The sequence below is a fragment of the Nocardia rosealba genome, assembly GCF_020216065.1.
Taxonomy (GTDB): Bacteria; Actinomycetota; Actinomycetes; order Mycobacteriales; family Mycobacteriaceae; genus Nocardia; species Nocardia rosealba.
On sequence record NZ_JAIWNA010000006.1, the window covers coordinates 66,843 to 85,971 of the forward strand.

Sequence of the window (19,129 nt, forward strand, 5' to 3'; positions counted from 1 at the left end):
ACCTGAACAAGGCGCCACTGGGCTGGCGCTGGTTCGTCGGCTCGGTCGTAGCCGCCTTCGTCCTGACCTTCGCGCAAGCGCCCGGCCTCACCGTCGCCGACACCAAATACGACCTCGCCCAGAACCCCCTCGGCTTCCTCGCGCGCGCCGCGCACCTGTGGAGCAGCCAGGCGCCCATGGGTCAGGTGCAGAACCAGGCTTACGGCTACTTCTTCCCGCACGGCGCGTTCTTCTCCGCAGGTCACCTGCTGCATGTGCCCGCGTGGGTGACCCAGCGCGTCTGGTGGGCGCTGCTGCTGCTCGCCGGATTCTGGGGCATCGTCAAGCTGTGCGAGACGCTCGGTATCGGGGCGCGCGGGTCGCGGGTGATCGCGGGTATCGCGTTCGCGTTGTCGCCACGGGTGCTCACCACGCTCGGGTCGATCTCCTCGGAAACGCTGCCGATGATGCTGGCGCCGTGGGTGCTGCTCGCGCCCGCCGCGCTCGGGGTGGCGCTGCGCGGTAAGTCCACGAGGGTCGACACGGCGCGGGAAAGTCCGCGGCCCGACAGCGAGCGGTCCGACAGTCCAGGCGACAACGCGCCGGACGACAGCGTGGCCAAGCCTGCCACCACCGGCACCGCGGCGAGCACGGCCGGGAATGCCGAGTCCGGCGAAGTCGGTCGCCTGCGTGGCCGAGGAGAGCGGGCCGGTCGCGGCTCGAGCGCAGGCGAGTCGGTTGCGTCTGGACCCACGCGCGGCGGAATGCTCTCGCCCGCCGGTAGTGCGCTCGCGCTCGCGTTGATGGGGTCGGTGAATGCTGTCGCGACGGTGGCGGCGTTCCTGCCCGCCGCGCTGTGGTGGGCCTCCTACCGGCCGAATCGGCGGTGGTGGCGGTTCACGCGGGCGTGGATTCCGTTGCTCGTGCTCGCCACGTTCTGGTGGGTGGTGCCGCTGCTGCTGCTCGGGAAGGTGAGTCCGCCGTTCCTCGACTACATCGAGTCGTCGGGGGTGACCACACAGTGGGCGGCGCTGAGCGAGGTGCTGCGCGGTACCGACAGTTGGACGCCGTTCGTGTCGCCCGAGCGGATCGCGGGGGCCGTGCTGGTGACCCAGCCCGCCGCGGTGCTCGCCACCGGGCTGCTCGCGGCGGCGGGAATGGCGGGGCTCGCGCGGTCGTCGATGCCGTATCGCGGGCGGTTCGTGCTGATCCTTTGCGTGGGATTGGCGGGGATCTGCGCCGGGTATGTCGGCACGCTCGGCGGGCCGTTCGCGGAATCGGTGCGGATCTTCCTCGACTCCGGTGGTGCGCCGCTGCGCAATGTGCACAAGCTCGAGCCGCTGATCCGGTTGCCGCTGGTGGTCGGGCTCGCGCACCTACTCGGCCGGGTGCCGCTGCCCGCGTCGGTGCCGATGCCGGTGTGGCGCAATGCTTTCGCCCATCCCGAGCGCGATCGTGTCGTGGCCGTGGCGGCGCTCGTCCTGGCCGCGCTCACCCTCGCGACCTCGCTGGCGTGGACCGGCAGGCTCGCCCCGCGCGGCGCCTACGACCGGGTACCCGCCTACTGGACCGACACCGCGCGATGGCTGGCCGACAATGCCGCCGACACCCGTGCACTCGTCGTCCCCGGGGCGCCCTTCGGCAGCCAGATCTGGGGATTGACCCGTGACGAACCACTGCAGGCACTGGCGAGTACCCCGTGGGCCGTGCGCGATTCGGTGCCGCTGAATCCGCCGGGCACCATCCGCGCCATGGACTCGGTGCAGCGGCTCATCGCCGACGGTCGACCGTCGACCGGGCTGGCCACCACCTTGGCGAACCAAGGCATCGGAATCGTGGTGCTGCGCAACGACCTCGACCCGGAGACCTCCCGCTCCACCCGGCCGATGTTGGCGCACCAGGCCATCGAGGGTTCGCCGGGGCTCACCAAGGTCGCCGAATTCGGTTCGCCCATCGGACCGCGCGCCGACGACGCCGGGCTGGTCGTCGACAACGACCTGCTGCCGTCGTACCCGGCCATCGAGATCTACCGGGTTGACCCCGCGACGCCGGGCACGCCGACGCAGGTGCGCAGCGGCACCGGCGCGCCCGACTCTGTCCCCGGCGCCTACACGGTGGGACTCGACTCGGTGCCCGTCGTGCGCGGCGGACCCGAGGTGCTCGAGCGTGTTCGTCGTGACGGGGCAAGCGCCCCAGTGCTTCTCGAAGCCGATGCCGCGCGCGCCGGACTCCCGGCCGAACCGGTGCTGCTGACCGACACACCCATGGACCGGGAATCGGATTTCGGGCGGGTGGACAACCACAACTCCGCTGTCCGCGCTCCGGACGACGCGCGTCGAACCCACAACCTCGTCCCCGACTACCCCGTCGACGGCACCGAACTCGTCCGTGGCCAGTGGTCCGGTGCGAAGGTGACCACCTCGAGTTCGGCGGCCGACGCCACCCAGATCGGCGGCGCGGCACCCGGCAGTTCCACCGCCGCCGCCGTGGACGGCGATCCGAGCACCGCATGGATCAGCAACGGCGCGGAATCCGCACTGGGACAGTGGCTCCGGCTGGATCTGGACAAACCGATCACCAGCGGTTCGCTGCAGTTCACCACGACCGCCGCCGCGCTCGGCGATCCGGTGAAGTGGGTGGAGGTGCGCACATCGCGTGGGACGGTGTCGGCTCGAATCACCGAGCCCGGTGCGCCGGTCACCGTCGCCCTGCCCGCGGGCCGCACCGAGTGGGTGATGATCACCGCCGCGCGCACCGAAACCGGCACCCGCGGCGGGCAATTCGGGATCAGCGAGCTCACCCTCGACGACTATTCGGTACGCGAGTCGCCGGTACGCGTCGATATCCGGCATCGAGTCGTGCTTCCCGATGTTCCAGCGGGCACCACGGTGACCGGCTGGGACCTCGGACAGGAATTCCCCGGTCGCACAGCGTGTTTCGATGGACCTCTGCGGGTGCACTGCAGCAAGGGACTCGGCCTGCCCGCCGAGGAACCCGGCGTCTTCGGGCGGACACTTTCGGTGCCCGAACCGATGCGGGTGAGCACCGACCTGACCGTGCGCACCCGCCCCGGACCGGCTCTGGAAGCGCTGCTCACCGACCCGACCAGGCCGATCGCGCGCGGTAAGGCCGATGTGGCCGACCTGCGCGGCGCCGCCTTCGCCGCCACCGACGGCGACCCCCGAACCACCTGGACCGCGCCGGAAGCCACCGTCCGTGGACTCGCAGGCGCCAAACCCACACTGGTGCTGGAACTTCCGGAGCCCGCGCTGGTGACCGGGCTCGACATCACCACGGCCCTCGGCGGCCTGCCCGCCACCGCCACCTCCGTGCTGGTGAACCTCGGCAACGGTCCGCAGATGCGCGAACTGCCCGAACGCGAACACGGCGAACCGGCACGGATCTCGCTGCACCCCACCGTCACCGATCGGGTCGAGGTGAGCATTCAGCAGTGGAACGAGGTGCTCGATCGCACCGCGCTCGGCTTCGTCCTCACCCAACCGGCCGGTCTCGCCGAAGTGGAAGTACTCGGCCCCGACTACCCGGCCCGCGCACCCGGCGACCGGCTCGTGACCATCGGCTGCGAGGCCGGGCCGGTGATCGCCATCGGCGGGCGCGCAGTGCACACGACCGTCACCGCGACCGCCGACGAACTCCGTTCGGGTGCACCGGTTTCCGCACGTCCCTGCGAATTGGACGCGGCCGATATCGAATTGCTGCCCGGCAAGCCCGACCTCACCGTCGTGCCGACGGAACTGTTCACGGTCGACCGAATTCGGCTGCCGCGCACCGATCTCGCGGCCGCCCCGGTCCTCGGCGGGACAAGCGATTCTTCCGAATCGAGCCCTGGCGGCGAGAACAGCAGTAGGGGCGATCCCGCCGGCCCGGCCGAAGAGAACAGCACTGCCGGCCTGCCCAGCGAGCCGATCGACGAGAACAGTGCGGCTGACGCGCCAGCGAGCCCGACCGACGTCGACAGCTCAACCAGCGAATCAGGCGCTCGGGGTTCAGCCCCCACCCGCGATGCGACCCACGAAGGCCCCGCTTCGCCGACAGCCGATCCGACGAAGGCAGGCTTGCTGGTACTGCCGTTGAGCACCAATGTCGGCTGGGAAGCACACACCTCCGACGGGCAGCTGTTGAAGCCCGTCGTGGTCGACGGGTGGCAGCAGGCTTGGCTTGTTCCGGCGGGGACGAGCGGGGAGATCACCGTGTCGTTCCCGGACGACCGGTGGTACCGGCTGGCGATCTTCGGTGGTCTGCTGCTACTGATTCCGCTTGTGCTGCTTGCCATTCCACGTCGGCGACCGGTTCCCGACCTCAGCCCGGCGCCGACCACATGGGGTACCCGCCCCCTGGCCGCACTCGGGCTCACCGGTGCGGTGGCGGTGGTTTCCGGCCCGTTCGGGGTGGTGTGCACCGTTATCGCGGTGGCGTGCAGTCACTTCCGGCCCGCGGTGACGAGTCGGGTGCTGCCCTGGGTCGCCGGTGTCGGGACGTTGGTCTCGGTGGCGGCGTTGTCGACCGGCACGTGGCGGTCGGGGGTTACCTACATGGGTGGCTCGATCTGGGCGCAAGCACCCGCGGTTGTCGCGGTCGTCGCGGTGGGAGTCGCCGCGCTTCCGCGCCGTCGCTGATCCGAGGCAGCCGGGCGGACTCTCAGGCGCGGGCGGTTTCCTTCGCCCGAGCGGCGCGCTTGTCCCAGCGCCGGACCAGTCGGCGCGCGGGTTCCTCGATCAGCGCGTAGCTGGCGGCCGCCAGCGGCAATGTCAGCGCGGTGGTGAGCACGAGGACGTACAGGAAGTTGCCGCTGAACGGCAGCAGGCTGAACACCGGGAACACCATGGAGAGCACGACCAGGTGCCACAGGAACACACCGTAGGACCACCGGCCGAGCACCGCCGCCGTGCGCGATTCCAGCCAGCGATGCGGTGGCGCGTCGGCCGGGCGCAGCACCAGCGGCGCCAGCAGACCGAACCCGATGACCGCCCCGAGCAGCATTTTCACCGCGTACTGCCACGGCTCGGCACGTTCCAGACCGGCCGGTCCGCCGAACTCCGTCGCCGAGATCAGGAACGCGACCAGCGCGATGCCCCACATCAGCGGCTGATTCGCCAGCAGCTTCGGCCAGCGGGCATCGGTGCGCAAGCGGTAGATCAGTTCGGCGAGCAGCATGCCCGCCGCGAACCACGGGATGTAGGCGGGCAGCCAGTTGTCGGCGTGGATGGCGTCGGGTGTCGGCACCGGCCACAGGTTCCACGTCAGGCTCACCGCGGCCAGCGCACACAGCACGGGGACACGCCACCGCGCCGACGGACCACGCAGCCGGACGAACGCCAACGCAAGTACCGGAAGCACCAGGTAGAAGGCCACCTCCACCGACAGGCTCCACATCTGGGTGAGGCCGTCGGTGAGTGTCAAGGGGACGAACACCTGCAGCAGGAACAGATTCGACACCCATACCCGCAGGTTCGCCGTCTGCGCGGCGCCGGGCAGCAGCACGAGCACGAACACCACGACGGCCCAGTACGCGGGCATGATCCTGGCGAAACGATGCAGCAGGTACCGCCCCGTCGACGGCGCCGCACCCACCCCGTGCGCGGCCGCCGCGTGCGGCCGCCACAGCAGGAAACCCGACAGCGCGAAGAACACCGCGACCGCCATGTCGAAGCGCTCCAGAATCGGCCCGAGCACCGGTGTTCCGGATGCCGCGGTCTGGAAAGCCACATGGGTGACGAGCACGCCGAGCGCCGCCATCCCACGCATTCCTTCCAGGGCGGGGATGAAGGTGCGCGGCGGCGGAACGGGGGCGTGCGGGCTCGTCATCGGGGTCCAGTCTGCCGTGTCGGCGATTTAGCGGGCACAGCGCCGCCTTCCGTCGTCATGGGCTGTTAGTGTCGGCTCAATCCGTGTTCGAACGACGAGGAGAGTTTGCATGGCACTGAGTGCCGGTACCAGAAGGACGGTCGCCTGCGTGCTCGTGGGTCTGGGCGCGGCATTGCTCGTTGCCGCGCTCATGATCCCCACCTACACCGTGAGCAAGGTGGCCAAGACTCCGCTCGACCTCGAGATCACCACCATCGCGGAGAACCAGCCGGGCGAGGACAGTCTCGTCCTCGACTCCAAGTCGCTGACCTCCGGTGACGGTCCGGCCGTTGTCAACAAGAACGTGCCGCTGATCTCGCAACGTTTCGTCACCGTCGAGGAGCCCTCCGACGCCGACAAGATGACGCTGCAGGCGGGTCAGACGCTGCGCCGCACCGATGTGCAGGGTGACACGGGCCTGCTCACCGCGGCCATCGACCGCGTCACCATCTCGCGCACCACCGGCATGCCGGTCGACGAAGAGCCCAACGGCTCCATCGCGGTCACCGTCAACAAGGACGGCAGCGTGATGGAACCGGTGCAGCACACCGGCATCGGCTACCGCTTCCCGATCGGCACCGAGAAGAAGACGTACCCGTACTTCGACATCAACGTGCGAAAGTCCTTCGACGCCAATTTCATCGAAGAGACCGAGATCAACAGCACCAAGGTGTACCGGTTCCAGATGATCGCGCCGGTCACCAGCACCTGGGACGTGGTGCAGTCACCGACCAACCGGCTCACCCTGCCCGCCGCCAAGTGGGGCGTCACCGACGTGCCCGCCGACGCGCCGGTCACCATGACCCGCTACTACACCAACGTGCGGGACCTGTGGGTCGAGCCGGAGACCGGCACCGTCGTCAAGGGTGGCGAATCGATCCACCTGTTCTACGCGCGCACGGCCGACAAGCCCGAGGTGACCGCGCTCAAGTCGCACATCGTGTTCGACGAGTCGACCGTCGAGTCGCAGCTGGCCATCGCCAAGGAGAACACCGACAAGCTGTCGCTGTTCGGGCGCGTCGTGCCGATCGTGCTCGGCATCCTCGGCGTGATCGCGCTGCTGGCCGGGCTGTTCCTCGGCCTGCGTGGTGGTAGCGCCCCGGCCCACGCCTCACCGCGTGGCACCCGGCCGACGCCTGCGCCCACGGCCGCCGATACCGGTGCCACCCGCTGGGACGGCGACGAAGCGCCGACCACTCAGTTCCCGCGCGGTGACTACGATTCGCCGACCGAACAGATCGACACGAACAAACGCCCCTGAGGCAAGCGGTTCACGACGGCCCCGGTCACCGACCGGGGCCGTCGTCGTTTCGCGCGGTGCGCAGCACGACCAAGGCGACGATCGTCGTGGTGACGGCGGCGACGCAGACGGCGATGCCGATGAGCGAGCCGATGCTGTCGGCAAAGGCGAGCATCAGGGCGACCTCCACGGCCAGACCCACCCAGGTGACCATCGCCAGGCCGGTGCGTTCCACCGCGATCGCCGACAGCAGCGCGCCCTGCAGGACGGCGAGCATGGCGCCGTGCAGCGCGAAAATCCACAGCATGCCCTGGATGGGCGCGTAGTCCTGACCCGCGAACAAGGGCGCGAGCGGGGCGGCGAGGGCAGCGCCGACAACCGCGACGACGCCGATCAGCGACAGCACCGACAGGGCGTCGCGGATGGCGCGGGCCGAGTGCGTCGGCTGGGCCATGCGTGGGTACAGCACAACGCCCACCGCCTGCGGGAGCCAGAAGGCGATCTTGGTGGCGATGGTGCCGAGGGAGTAGCGGCTGGCGTCGGCGTCGTCGAGGACGATGCGCACGACGATCAGGTCGGCCGAGGACAGGGCCATCAGCGCGGCCTGCACTTGGACGGCACGCAGGACCGGGAGGACACCGATCGCCTGCGCGTGTGGTTCGACGGTAGCGGCTCGCCCACCGATCGACAGGTCTGCTGAATCGCTCGCGGTAGCCGACCGAACGATGCGGCCCGCGACGAACGCGGCGGCGACGAGTCCACACGCCGCGGCGAGCAGGGCGCCTGCCGAACCGCCGCCGAGGGCGAGCGCGATCAGCGCGGGTGCCACGCGAGCGGTTCCCGCCAGCGCGAGCACCGTCGCCAGGGCGCGGAACTGGTTGGCGCCCTGGAGGATTCCCTGTTCACCGGACAGGATCACCAAGGCGGGCGCGGCGCCGAGGGCAGCGGCCGAGGCCAGCACACTGACGTGCAGCACCGTCGCCACGACCGGGATCAGCACCACCGCGACCGCCGCGACCAGCGCCGCACACCGCCACTGCATCGCCCGCACCGCGCGCAGACCGGCACCGCGCACCACTTCGCGCGCCACCACGTTCTGCATCGCCAAGGCGGGCACCGCGCACAACAACTGGACCGCGAGCAGACTCGCGAACTCGCTGAAGCCGGCCACACCGAGCCAGCGACCGGCCAACATCTGCAGCAGGTAACCGGCGACATTGGCGGTCATCGCGCCGGCCGTGACCCAGGTCAGATCGGCAACAACAGGGGGGCGGCGGACCGAAGACACGCCCCATCGTCGCACCTCATCGCCCATGCGGTGGGCGGTACCCCGAAATGTGAGTCCGAGCGGACTCACCCTGCGCTTCGCTTCTGGAGCGCCGGCGCGCTCGAGGCGGGCCCTTCGCGTTGTCGCACTCCCTGGTCGGTCCAGATCAGGGCGGGCCCCGCTGCGCTCACCGCAAGCATCTAGGGTGCTCTGATGTGACAGGTAGCGCGAGGCTCTGGGTTGCCGCGTACTGCGCGCTCCTCACGGCTGTGATCGTCGGCCCGCTGGCAGGCTCCGGGTACCTGCTGCTGCGCGACGCGGTGAGTACCCCGCGCTCCTACCTGACCGACTCCGCACTCGGACTCGGCGCGGCCGCACCCCGCGCGGTGCCCCAAGACGCCCTGCTCGCGTTCCTCTCTCCTGCCGTCGACGGCGGCATCCTCGTCAAAACCATCCTGATCGTTTCCCTGTGGTCGGCAGGCTACGGCGCCGCCGTCCTCGCCCGCCGCTTCGTCGGCGCGACCACCGGCCCCCAACTCGTCGCCGCGACCCTGGCCCTCTGGAACCCCTTCGTCGCCGAACGCCTTCTCCAAGGGCATTGGAGTCTGCTCGCGGGGTATGCGGCATTGCCATGGGTGGCGTTGGCGGCAACGCGTCTGCGCGAGCCGGACGTCGATTCGTCAGTCGGCGTCGGGTCGTACGGGCGCGGCCACACAGAGGCGAGCCTCGCCCGTGGTACAGAGTCGACCGCCGAGACAGGCGCCGGCAGAGGATCACCGGGCAGCTTCAGCGAGGTCGACTCGGCACGTGCGAGTGGTACGTCCGGGTCGATTGTCGGACGCGCACGGAGCGGTGTTCAGGCCCGCCGTTCCCGGGCGGGAGCACGTGTCGGTGCGTGGGCTGCGCTGGTCGCGGCGTTCGCGGCAGCCGGATTGACGCCGACCGGGTCGTTGCTGGCGGCCATCATCGGACTGGCGCTGATCGGGTGGCGGAAGATGCTGCCCGCGGGCGTTCTGTGGGTGCTCACCTGTGCGCCGTGGTTGACGGCGACCGCATTGGGAGCCGGGGCCGAGCCGTCGGATCCCGAGGGTGTTTCGGCGTTCGCGGCGCGGGCGGAGCCGTGGTTGGGGACGTTGGGGAGCCTGGCCGGGCTCGGTGGGATCTGGAACGCGGAGGCGGTTCCGGGCAGCCGGACAACGCCGGTGGCGTTCGTCGCCACGATGTTGTTGCTCGGGATAGTCGCGCTCGGAGTGCGGGCGGTGTGGGCGCGGGGGCACCGGGCGCTGTTGATCATCGCGGTGGTGGCCGTGGTCGTGCCCGCGCTCGGTGCGACCAGCGGGGGGATCGCGGTCGGCGAATGGTTGGTCGTGCACGTGCCCGGTGCGGGGTTGTTGCGCGACAGCCAGAAATACGTGGCGCTCGCGATGCCGGCGTATGTGTTGTGTGCGGCGGCAGCCTGCACCACCGTGCTCACCTTCGCCCGCAGGTTCGCGCCGACGAGCCAAGACGGCGTACGAACCGGAACTGCCGCTGTCGCAACCCTTTTCATCGGACTGCTGATTCTCCCTCTCCCCGACCTGGCCTGGGGCGTCGGCGGCGAGATGCGCCCCGTCCACTACCCCGCAGGCTGGGAAAAGGTCGTCGAACACGTCGACGCGCCGGGCGATGTAGCAGTCCTCCCCGCAGGCATGTTCCGCCGATTCCCTTACAGCGGAACAGCTCCCGTCCTCGACCCCGCCCCCCGAATCCTCCCCAACGACGTCCTCCAAACAGGCGAACTCCGCGTCCGAGGCTACGCGGTAGCAGGCGAAGGAAACCGAGCCCGCACAGTCGAAACCGCCCTACTCGAAGGCGCCCCCGCCACCGACCTGGCGGCCCTCGGCGTCGGCTGGATCCTCATAGAACGCACCACCCCCGGCCCCCTCGGCGCCTCCCAATCCACCCTGACCACAACCCAACTCACCTACGAAGACCCCGACCTGGCCCTCTACCGAGTCCCCAACCCAACCCCCACCGACACCGCAACCCCCACCCAACGCCGAATCTCCGCCACCGCCCACCTCCTCTGGGCCGCCCTCCTCCTCGGCGCGCTCCTCACAGCCACCCTCCGCCGAAACCCCAACTGACGGAGCGTCATCCGGCGAGCCCTGCCGAAGCGGCTGCCGAAGACCTACCTCTGGCGGCCCTGTCAGCGATAACCCACGCCACGAGTCCTGAGATCGGTGCGATACTGGAAGCGCTGGCCGCTGCGCTGCGGCTCGCTGGTGACCGGGACGATGCACAGATCTATGCCGAACTTGTCGAACTGGGCCTCGGCCGTACGCGAGGCGCCCGAATCTGGAGGAAGTTGATGTCGGTAGACCTGTCGTTCTTCCGCTCCGAGACGTCACAGCGGATTCGCGAAGAGGGGCGCGAAGAGGGCGTCTCAGAGAGCATCATTCGAATTCTGCGGCGGCGCGGAATCGCTGTTTCAGCTGCGGCGGAAAGCAAGATCGTGTCGTGTCACGACCGCGCGCAGCTCGGTGAATGGCTCGATCGGGCGATCGGGGCGCAGACCGTTGACGATTTGTTCAGTGATTGAGAGCTGACGGGGCTACGAGGCCGGTGGTGTAGGTGCCTCGGGCTGCGGCGGCGAGGACTTCGTAGACGCCGGAACCTGTTTGTTCCCAGGAGAATTCGTGGGCGCGGGCGCGGGCCTTTTCGCCCATCATCGCGCGGGTTTCCGGGTCGGCGAGGAGGTCGGCGGCGGCTCGGGCCAGGGCGGGGGCGTCGTCTACGAGCAGGCCGGTGACGCCGTCGACGATGGAGTCGGTGAGGCCCCGGGAGCTGCGGTAGCCGATGGTGGGTACGCCGTGCTGGGCGGCTTCGATGACGGCCAGGCCCCAGCCCTCTTTGCGGGAGGGCATCACGTGCACCCACGCGGTGGACAGGATCTCGTGCTTGCGGCGTTCGTCGACGTGGCCGTGGAAGGTGACGGCGTCGGTGATGCCGAGCTCCTCGGCGCATGCGCGCAGGTTCGGCGCCCACCAGCCGTCGCCGATCACGTCCAGGTGCACCTCGGGGAAGCGTTCGCGCAGCGTGGCGACGGCGGTGAGGGCGTCTTCGATCTGCTTGTGCGGAACGAGACGAGACAGCACGGCGATGCGTGGGTGGGCGGCGCGGGTGCTCGCGCCACCGGGGACGACCTCGGCGGGCACCGGCTCGGCACCGTTGCGGACGACGGCGATGCGTTCGCGATCGACCCCGAGCACCGACAGCTCCTCGGCCGAGGGCAGCGACACCGTGAGGTACTGGTTGTCGCGATGCACGCGCGGCGACAGCTTGGACTCGATCCACCAGCCGATCCGCCCGACCAGCCGCCCGGCGACCGGCCACTGCTCACGATGCCCGTGGTGCACGAGCACCACCGACGGCACACCGGTGACCGCCGCGAAGAACGGGATGCCGTTCTGGGTGTCGATCACCACGTCGGGCCGCACACCGCGCAGCGGGCCGACACCGAGCCGACCGGCGAGGATGGCGGCCAGCGCGCGCGGGTACACGGTGAAGCGGCCACCGGCGCGGCTGATGTCGATACCGTCGATCCGCTCGCGGCGCGGCGCACCGGGGTACCCGGCCGTACGCAGGGTGACCTTGACCCCACGGGCCGCCAGCTGCGCACCCACCTGCTCCAGGTACCGCTCACTGCCGCCGCCCTGTGGGTGCCCCGTGTCACGCCAGCACAACAGGAGGACTTCACGCACGGTCGGGCTCGCAATCGGATCGGCTTCGGACAAACGTCGGCCACCACCCTAGCGGGTGTGGCCCACGCGACACGGCAGTATCACCACCGAACCCGCACACGGCCGCGATGCGCCGCCGCCGAGCCCCTAAACTCCTGCCGTGCCGACCGCATCCCTGCCGAGAACCGACCAGCCGGGCCGAGCCCCCCGCTTCGCCCGTCGCGCCACGCTGCGCCGCTCCCTGCGCCTGCTGACGAGCTTCCGGTTCGAGCAGTCCGACCCGGCCAGGTTCTACGGCGGCATCGCCACCGACAGCGCCGAGCTGATCGACGACTTCTACGCCGACATCACCGGCCGCGATCTCACCGGAACCGTGGTGCTCGACGTGGGTGGCGGACCCGGCTACTTCGCCGACGAGTTCACCGCACGCGGTGCGCGCTATATCTCGGTGGAACCCGACCCGTCGGAGATGCACGCCGCCGGCCTGCGGGTGGCTGGTTCGGTGCGCGGCTCGGGCATGGCACTCCCGTTCCGCGACAACGCCTTCGACGTGTGCTTCTCCTCCAACGTCGCCGAACATGTCCCCGAGCCGTGGGCGATGGCCGACGAGATGGTCCGCGTGACCAAGCCCGGCGGGCTCATCGTCTACTCGTACACGGTGTGGCACGGGCCGTTCGGTGGGCACGAGACCGGACTGTGGCATTACCTCGGCGGCGAGTACGCGGCCCGAAGGTATTTCCGTAAGCACGGTCGTGAACCCAAGAACAGATTCGGCAGGTCGCTGTTCGCTGTCACCGCCGCCGACGGTTTGCGCTGGGCGGCAACGACACCGGCGGACGTGCGAACCGTTTTCCCTCGTTATCACCCGCGCTGGGCGTGGTGGTTGGTTCGGATTCCGGTGATTCGCGAGCTACTCGTGAGCAATCTCGTTGTGGTGGCGACGAAACGGTGATTCAGGCCAGCCAGCTCAGTCGCCGCGTCCGGCGCACCGGCTCGGGTAACGCACTGGCCCAGGGGGATTCCTGAATCGCGAGGCCGACTGTCTCCAACGTGGTCAGGCCGACCTGATCGGCGAGCGCTCCGACCATCGCGACCGCCTCAGCGGCCTGAATGGCGGCAGTTGCCTGCTCGATCGTCAGTGTGCGGCCCGGAAGGAATGACACAACCCATCCTCCACTGCCCACACTCTTCGCTTGATGGTCGGTCTGGTCGCTGGTCATCAACGATCGGCCGATCACTTGCACAGCCATGAGTCGGTCTCCCCAATTCGCTGTAAAGGTCCGATGAATCGAGCGAGCTGATCAGTAGCTAAAGCATCCCCTTTTCACCACGAGAACGCAATAGTGCGTTTTCCCGAAAAGCGAACCGACGGGTTGGAATTCGTGCACTTCAGAGTGCCCGCGACCAGGCAAAGTAGAACGTGTTGCAGACAATCCGGCCGCGAAACTGTAACGTGTTCTCATGCACTACGACAGTCTGTTCATCGGCGGCAAGTGGACCACCCCGGCCGGTAGTGACCGCATTCCCGTGGTCTCACCGGCCACCGAGGAGACCGTGGGCAGCGTGCCCGCGGTAACGAAGGACGATGTCGACGCCGCGGTCGCCGCGGCGCGCGACGCCTTCGACAGCGGACCGTGGCCGAAGAAGGATCCACTGGAACGAGCCGAGGTGCTCGGCAAGGCCGCGCGGCTCATCGAGCAGCGTTCCCCGGAATTGCTCGCCGCACTCACGGCCGAGATGGGCGCAACTACGGTAGGCGCCTTGACATTCAACCAAATTCCCGCCGTGGCGGCGCTCGACGCGATAGTCTCGCTCGCTGAGACCTTCCCCTGGAACGAGACTCGGGTCGGCCCGTTCGGAACTACCCGTGTGTCAAGGGAACCGCGCGGTGTCGTCGCCGCTATTACCGCGTGGAATGTTCCGATGTTCCTCGCGGTGAACAAACTCGCGCCCGCATTGCTCGCCGGGTGCACCATTGTGCTCAAACCGTCGCCACTCACCCCGCTCAGCGCGAATATCCTCGCCGATATCTTCACCGAGGCAGGCGTGCCGGACGGCGTGATCTCGGTACTGCCCGCCGAAGCCGAGGCGAGCGAATACCTCGCGGGTCATCCCGGCGTCGACAAGGTGACCTTCACCGGAAGTACCGCCGTCGGACGGAAACTCGCGGCCGTCGCGGGCGAACAACTCAAAACCGTTTCGCTGGAATTGGGCGGTAAGTCGGCCGCCATCATCCTCGACGACGTCGACCTCGCCGCGAGCATTCCCGTGCTCGCCTTCTCCGGGCTGATGAACAGCGGCCAGGGTTGCGTCGCGCAGACCCGCATCCTCGCACCCCGCAGCCGCTACGAAGAGATCCTCGACGCGCTGGTCGCCCACGTGAGCACCCTGAAGACCGGTGACCCGACCGACCCGTCGGTGCAGTTCGGCCCGCTCATCAGCGAGCGGCAGCGCGAGCGTGTGGAGGGCTACATCGCCAAGGGCAAGGCCGAGGGGGCACGGCTGGTCCTCGGCGGCGGCAGGCCCGAGGGGGTGGAGCGCGGCTGGTTCGTCGAGCCGACGATCTTCGCCGACGTGGACAACTCCAGCACCATCGCCCAGGAGGAGATCTTCGGGCCGGTGCTGTCGGTGATCCCCTACGACACCGAGGACGAGGCCGTCGCCATCGCCAACGACTCCGTGTACGGCCTGGCAGGCTCGGTGTGGACCACCGACATCGAACGCGGCGCGAAGATCGCCGCACGGGTACGCACGGGCACCTACGCGATCAACTGGTACGCCTTCGACCCCACCGCACCGTTCGGTGGGTACAAGAGTTCCGGCATCGGCCGCGAGAACGGGCCCGAGGGCCTGGACGCCTTCTGCGAGCAGAAGTCGGTGCTGATGCCGATGGGCTGGACCGGTTAGTCCTCCGGCATCGCTACCCGCAGCACCGGCTGGGCCCGTACCTCACCGTTGGCGGGCAGGTCGACCACGTCGACGCGCCATCCGGGTGGCAGGACTCGCTGCAGGCGACCTGCCACCCGGTGCAGTGGCGTGCTCGAGCAGGTGTCGTCCTCCGGGCGGGTCACCAGATCGGTCATGCGTCAACCACCTCTCAGCGTCGATCTCAACGGAGTTTGCTCGGGGGATGGTGCGACGTTCACAGAAACCTGACTGGGAATATAGGTGACGGCGATTCCCTTGCCCCAGCGACTCTCTGTCATCGAAATAGATACCCGAAATTCACACGGGGGAATCGTCTTATTTTGTGCCCGAAAGGAAACTCCGCGTCGGGAAAGTGGGTCACTGACGCAATGAACGTCGATATGCGGACGGGGTAAGCCCGGTGGCCGCCCGTAAGTGCTCGCGCAGGGCCGTCACACTTCCGAAGCCCGATCGCTGGGCAACCGTCTCCACGGTGAACGTCGTTCGCTCGAGCAGTTCCCTGGCCCGTCCGAGCCGTTGCGCGTCGAGCCAGGCACGCGGTGTGGTGCCGACCTCGGCCTTGAAGCGGCGGATGAAAGTCCGTTCGCTCATCAGCGCGTGCGCGGCCAGCGCGGAGACATCCACCGCGCTCTCGGGATCAGCCGCTGCCCAATCGAGCGTGGCCGCCAGACCACCGTGCGCTGCGACGCGGGCCATCGGCCGCGGAATGTACTGCGCCTGACCACCTTCGCGGTGCGGCGGCACCACATTCCAGCGGGCGAGGTCGGCGGCGGCCGCGGCACCGAGTTCGCGGCGGACGATGTGCAGGCACAGATCCAATCCGGCGGACAGGCCCGCCGAGGTCAGAATGTCGCCGTCGTCGACGTAAAGGGCGGTGGGATCGAGTTTCACGGCCGGGTACAGCTGGGCGAATTCGTCGCAGTAGCCCCAGTGGGTGGTGGCCGGGCGGCGGTCGAGCAGCCCGGCCTCGGCCAGGATGAAGGCGCCGACACAGATACTGGCGATCGTGGCGCCGCGGGCGGCGGCCGCGCGCAAGGCGTCGAGTACCGGTTGCGGGGTCGGCATGGTCGGCAGGCCGATACCGGGGACCACGATCAGATCGGCGTCGGCGAGCAGCTCGAGGCCGTGCTCCACCCGCAGCTCGAAGCCGTTCGGCGTCCACACCGGGCCGGGACGCACACCGCAGGTGCGCATGTCGAAGCCGGCAGGCTCGCCGGTTCGGCCAGGTCCGTGGCGGAAGATCTGGACCACGCAGGCGAGGTCGTAGGTCATCACGCCGTCCAGGGCGAGTGCGGCCACCGAGATCACTCCACGAGTTTGGCACGAATCCGGGCAGTGCTGGCATGTCTGCCACTCGTTCCGTCGGTCCGGTCCGGCTTTGCTTGACGTAAGCGACAAGGGAGATCTGATGACGAATCCGGCAGGCGTCGACTGGACCTGGGCACAGCGCACCGGCGGAAACCTCACCGCGGCGCAGCGCCGGCGGCTGTTGACCGTACTCGCGCGCACCGTGCCGAAATTCGTGCCGGGACGGCTGCGCCTGGCACTCGGCCTGCGCGGCACCGGACGCGTCGACGACGTGCGCCTCCCGGACACCCGGCTCGCCAGAGAGGCGGAACTGCTTGCGCGCGAACAGCTTTCGGACGCATTGCTCGCGCATTCGTTCCGCACCTACTTCTTCGGTCGCGCCCTCGCCGACCTCGACGGCGCCGAGTACGACGAGGAAATCGCCTACGTCTCCTGCCTGCTGCACGACATCGCCCTCGAAACCCCGACGCCTGGACGGTGTTTCGCGGTGGTCGGCGGGGAGAGCGCGGTCGGCCTCGCGCAGCGCCACGGCGCCTCCGCCGAACGGGCCGCGATCATCGGTGCGGCCATCGCCGCGCATCTCACCCCTGGCATCGCGGCGGATCTCGGCGACCCGGGTGGTTTCGTCTCCGCGGGCGCGTCGGTGGACGTGCTCGGCGACCGGCTGGCCGACCTCGATCCCCGATGGGTCGGCGAACTGCTCGCCCGGCACCCGCGTCACCAGCTGAAGAAGCACCTCGCCGCGGTGTTCGCCGCCGAGGCCGCCGCGGTCCCCGAAGGGCGGGTGGCCTGGCTGACGTCGACCGGATTCACCCAGTTCGTCAGGTTCGCGCCTTTCCCCGAATAGAACGAAACCGCCCGCACCGGAGATCGGTGCGGGCGGTTGGTTGTTCGGGGGATCAGCCGAGGCGCTGCTTGAGGGCCTCGAACTCGTCGCGGACACCCGAGGGGAGGCGGTCGCCGATGAACTCGAACCATTCCTCGATCGACGGGATCTCCTGGCGCCACTCGTCGGTGTTCACCGCGAGGGCCTCGTCGACGTCGGCCGGGTCGACATCGAGGCCGTCCAGGTCGAGGTCGGCGGCCGTGGGGACGTGGCCGACGGGGGTGGACGACGCACCGGTCGAACCCTCGATGCGGCCGACGATCCACTCCAGCACGCGGGAGTTCTCACCGAATCCGGGCCACAGGAAGCGGCCGTCGGCGCCACGACGGAACCAGTTGACGTAGAAGATCTTCGGCAGCTTGGTCGAGTCGGCGTTCTTGCCCAGCTCGATCCAGTGGTCGAGGTAGTCGCCCACGTGGTAGCCGAGGAACGGCAGCATCGCCATCGGGTCGCGGCGGACGGTGCCCACCTGGCCCTCGGCGGCGGCGGTCTGCTCCGAGCCCATGGTCGCGCCCATGAACACGCCGTGCTCCCAGCCGAACGACTCGGTCACCAGCGGGACGGTGGTCTTGCGGCGACCGCCGAACAGGATGGCCGAGATCGGCACGCCCTGCGGGTCGTCCCACTCGGGGGCCAGGATCGGGCACTGCGACATCGGGGTGCAGTAGCGCGAGTTCGGGTGCGCGGCGTGCGTGCTGGACTCGGGGGTCCAGTCGTTGCCCTTCCAGTCGATGAGGTGCTGCGGGTCGCCTTCCAGGCCCTCCCACCACACATCGTTGTCGTCGGTCTGGGCGACGTTGGTGTAGACGGTGTTGCCCGCGTCGATGGTTGCCATCGCGTTGGGGTTGGAGCTGTGGTTGGTGCCCGGCGCCACGCCGAAGAAACCGAACTCCGGGTTCACCGCGTAGAGGCGGCCGTCCTTGCCGAAACGCATCCAGGCGATGTCGTCGCCGAGGGTCTCCGCGCGCCAGCCGGGAATGGTCGGCTGGATCATCGCCAGGTTGGTCTTACCGCAGGCGCTGGGGAACGCGGCGGCGATGTAGTAGGCCTTGTTCTCGGGCGAGATCAGCTTGAGGATCAGCATGTGCTCGGCCAGCCAGCCCTCGTCGTGGGCCATCGCCGAGGCGATGCGCAGCGAGTAGCACTTCTTGCCGAGCAGGGCGTTGCCGCCGTAGCCCGAGCCGTAGGACCAGATCTCGCGGTCCTCGGGGAAGTGGGTGATGTACTTGGTGTCGCTGCACGGCCACGGCACGTCGGCCTGGCCCTCGGCCAGCGGAGCGCCGACCGAATGCAGCGCCTTCACGAACGGACGGTCGGTGCCGAGCTTGTCCAGCGCCGCCTGGCCCATCCGGGTCATCACGCGCATCGAGACCACCACGTACTCGGAGTCGGTGATCTCCACGCCCAGCTTGGGGTCCTCGGCGCCGAGCGGGCCCATGCAGAACGGCACCACGTACATGGTGCGGCCCTTCATCGAGCCGCGGTACAGCTCGGTCATGGTGGCGCGCATCTCGGCGGGGTCGACCCAGTTGTTGGTCGGGCCCGCGTCGGCCTCGGTCTTGGAGCAGATGTAGGTGCGCGATTCCACGCGGGCCACATCGGAGGGGTCGGACAGGGCGAGGAAGGAGTTCGGTTTCTTCTTCTCGTCGAGCTTCTTGAAGGTGCCCGCTTCGACCAGCTGCGTGGTCAGGCGATCCCATTCCGCGTCGGAGCCGTCGGCCCAGACAACGCGGTCAGGCTGAGTGAGCTCTGCGACTTCCTGTACCCAGGCGAGCAGTTCACTGTGCTCGGTCGGCGCGGTGCCGTCGGATCCACGAAGACCAGGAATGGTCGCTGAGGTCATGAAAACTCTCCTGAGATGGGCGGGGGCGCCACCGTGGCGGGAAGACGTCCGGCAGCGAACCAGCCACCGCACAACCCCAATGGACGGCGTA

General features: G+C 69.0%; 14 protein-coding genes. 7 read left to right on the plus strand and 7 right to left on the minus strand.

From position 1 onward, the window contains the following. Positions 1-2 precede the first annotated feature (2 nt). Positions 3-4,616, plus strand: coding sequence for an alpha-(1->3)-arabinofuranosyltransferase (locus tag LDL21_RS21555; RefSeq protein ID WP_225281716.1), 4,614 nt, complete (start codon positions 3-5; stop codon positions 4,614-4,616). Positions 4,617-4,638: 22 nt separating this feature from the next. Here LDL21_RS21555 and LDL21_RS21560 read toward each other — a convergent pair whose 3' ends face one another. Continuing rightward, the gene (locus LDL21_RS21560; protein ID WP_225281533.1) at positions 4,639-5,805 is read right to left on the minus strand and encodes an acyltransferase family protein; all 1,167 of its coding nucleotides are present in this window, start codon (positions 5,803-5,805) and stop codon (positions 4,639-4,641) included. Between the two features lie 109 nt (positions 5,806-5,914). Here LDL21_RS21560 and pgfA point away from each other — a divergent pair, with 109 nt between their 5' ends. Continuing rightward, positions 5,915-7,105, plus strand: coding sequence for a cell envelope lipid trafficking protein PgfA (gene pgfA, locus LDL21_RS21565; RefSeq protein WP_181698849.1), 1,191 nt, complete (start codon positions 5,915-5,917; stop codon positions 7,103-7,105). A gap of 25 nt (positions 7,106-7,130) precedes the next feature. Here the strand turns inward: pgfA and LDL21_RS21570 are convergent, their stop codons facing one another. After that, positions 7,131-8,312 (minus strand): polysaccharide biosynthesis protein, encoded by a 1,182-nt coding sequence (locus tag LDL21_RS21570; protein ID WP_225281717.1) that lies wholly within the window; start codon positions 8,310-8,312, stop codon positions 7,131-7,133. 254 nt (positions 8,313-8,566) lie between these two features. Between LDL21_RS21570 and LDL21_RS21575 the strand changes: the two genes are divergently transcribed. Next, on the plus strand, positions 8,567-10,477 hold the full coding sequence (locus LDL21_RS21575) for an MmpA family trehalose lipid delivery protein (protein WP_225281534.1): 1,911 nt from the start codon (positions 8,567-8,569) through the stop codon (positions 10,475-10,477). A 224-nt stretch (positions 10,478-10,701) separates the two neighbouring features. Continuing rightward, positions 10,702-10,932 (plus strand): hypothetical protein, encoded by a 231-nt coding sequence (locus LDL21_RS21580; protein ID WP_225281535.1) that lies wholly within the window; start codon positions 10,702-10,704, stop codon positions 10,930-10,932. Here the strand turns inward: LDL21_RS21580 and LDL21_RS21585 are convergent. Next, complete coding sequence (locus tag LDL21_RS21585; RefSeq protein WP_225281536.1) at positions 10,922-12,094, minus strand: glycosyltransferase family 4 protein; 1,173 nt, start codon at positions 12,092-12,094, stop codon at positions 10,922-10,924. The genes LDL21_RS21580 and LDL21_RS21585 overlap by 11 nt on opposite strands. Before the next feature lie 139 nt (positions 12,095-12,233). On the opposite strand from LDL21_RS21585, the gene LDL21_RS21590 reads away from it, so the two are divergent. Then, the gene (locus LDL21_RS21590; protein WP_225281537.1) at positions 12,234-13,025 is read left to right on the plus strand and encodes a class I SAM-dependent methyltransferase; all 792 of its coding nucleotides are present in this window, start codon (positions 12,234-12,236) and stop codon (positions 13,023-13,025) included. Between the two features lies 1 nt (position 13,026). Here LDL21_RS21590 and LDL21_RS21595 read toward each other — a convergent pair whose 3' ends face one another. Next, the gene (locus LDL21_RS21595; RefSeq protein ID WP_067497182.1) at positions 13,027-13,323 is read right to left on the minus strand and encodes a hypothetical protein; all 297 of its coding nucleotides are present in this window, start codon (positions 13,321-13,323) and stop codon (positions 13,027-13,029) included. Positions 13,324-13,534: 211 nt separating this feature from the next. Here LDL21_RS21595 and LDL21_RS21600 point away from each other — a divergent pair, with 211 nt between their 5' ends. Next, positions 13,535-14,980 (plus strand): aldehyde dehydrogenase, encoded by a 1,446-nt coding sequence (locus LDL21_RS21600; RefSeq protein ID WP_225281538.1) that lies wholly within the window; start codon positions 13,535-13,537, stop codon positions 14,978-14,980. On the opposite strand, the gene LDL21_RS21605 is transcribed toward LDL21_RS21600, so the two are convergent. Together LDL21_RS21605 and LDL21_RS21610 are read right to left on the minus strand one after the other, a co-directional pair. After that, positions 14,977-15,156 carry a hypothetical protein gene (locus tag LDL21_RS21605; protein WP_225281539.1) on the minus strand — a complete coding sequence of 60 codons (180 nt, stop codon included), beginning with the start codon at positions 15,154-15,156 and terminating at the stop codon, positions 14,977-14,979. The genes LDL21_RS21600 and LDL21_RS21605 overlap by 4 nt on opposite strands. Positions 15,157-15,358: 202 nt before the next feature. Beyond that, positions 15,359-16,309 (minus strand): GlxA family transcriptional regulator, encoded by a 951-nt coding sequence (locus LDL21_RS21610; protein WP_225281540.1) that lies wholly within the window; start codon positions 16,307-16,309, stop codon positions 15,359-15,361. A gap of 100 nt (positions 16,310-16,409) precedes the next feature. Between LDL21_RS21610 and LDL21_RS21615 the strand changes: the two genes are divergently transcribed. After that, complete coding sequence (locus tag LDL21_RS21615) at positions 16,410-17,156, plus strand: HD domain-containing protein (RefSeq protein WP_225281541.1); 747 nt, start codon at positions 16,410-16,412, stop codon at positions 17,154-17,156. A 52-nt stretch (positions 17,157-17,208) separates the two neighbouring features. Here the strand turns inward: LDL21_RS21615 and LDL21_RS21620 are convergent, their stop codons facing one another. Further along, complete coding sequence (locus tag LDL21_RS21620; RefSeq protein WP_225281542.1) at positions 17,209-19,038, minus strand: phosphoenolpyruvate carboxykinase (GTP); 1,830 nt, start codon at positions 19,036-19,038, stop codon at positions 17,209-17,211. Between the last annotated feature and the right edge of the window lie 91 nt (positions 19,039-19,129).

Bases quoted from the DNA above. Each gene is read 5' to 3' on its own strand.
- LDL21_RS21600 (WP_225281538.1), top strand. From the start codon at position 13,535: ATGCACTACGACAGTCTGTTCATCGGCGGCAAGTGGACCACCCCGGCC.
- LDL21_RS21605 (WP_225281539.1), bottom strand. From the start codon at position 15,156: ATGACCGATCTGGTGACCCGCCCGGAGGACGACACCTGCTCGAGCACG.
- LDL21_RS21580 (WP_225281535.1), top strand. From the start codon at position 10,702: ATGTCGGTAGACCTGTCGTTCTTCCGCTCCGAGACGTCACAGCGGATT.
- LDL21_RS21560 (WP_225281533.1), bottom strand. From the start codon at position 5,805: ATGACGAGCCCGCACGCCCCCGTTCCGCCGCCGCGCACCTTCATCCCC.
- pgfA (WP_181698849.1), top strand. From the start codon at position 5,915: ATGGCACTGAGTGCCGGTACCAGAAGGACGGTCGCCTGCGTGCTCGTG.
- LDL21_RS21570 (WP_225281717.1), bottom strand. From the start codon at position 8,312: ATGACCGCCAATGTCGCCGGTTACCTGCTGCAGATGTTGGCCGGTCGC.
- LDL21_RS21615 (WP_225281541.1), top strand. From the start codon at position 16,410: ATGACGAATCCGGCAGGCGTCGACTGGACCTGGGCACAGCGCACCGGC.
- LDL21_RS21595 (WP_067497182.1), bottom strand. From the start codon at position 13,323: ATGGCTGTGCAAGTGATCGGCCGATCGTTGATGACCAGCGACCAGACC.
- LDL21_RS21620 (WP_225281542.1), bottom strand. From the start codon at position 19,038: ATGACCTCAGCGACCATTCCTGGTCTTCGTGGATCCGACGGCACCGCG.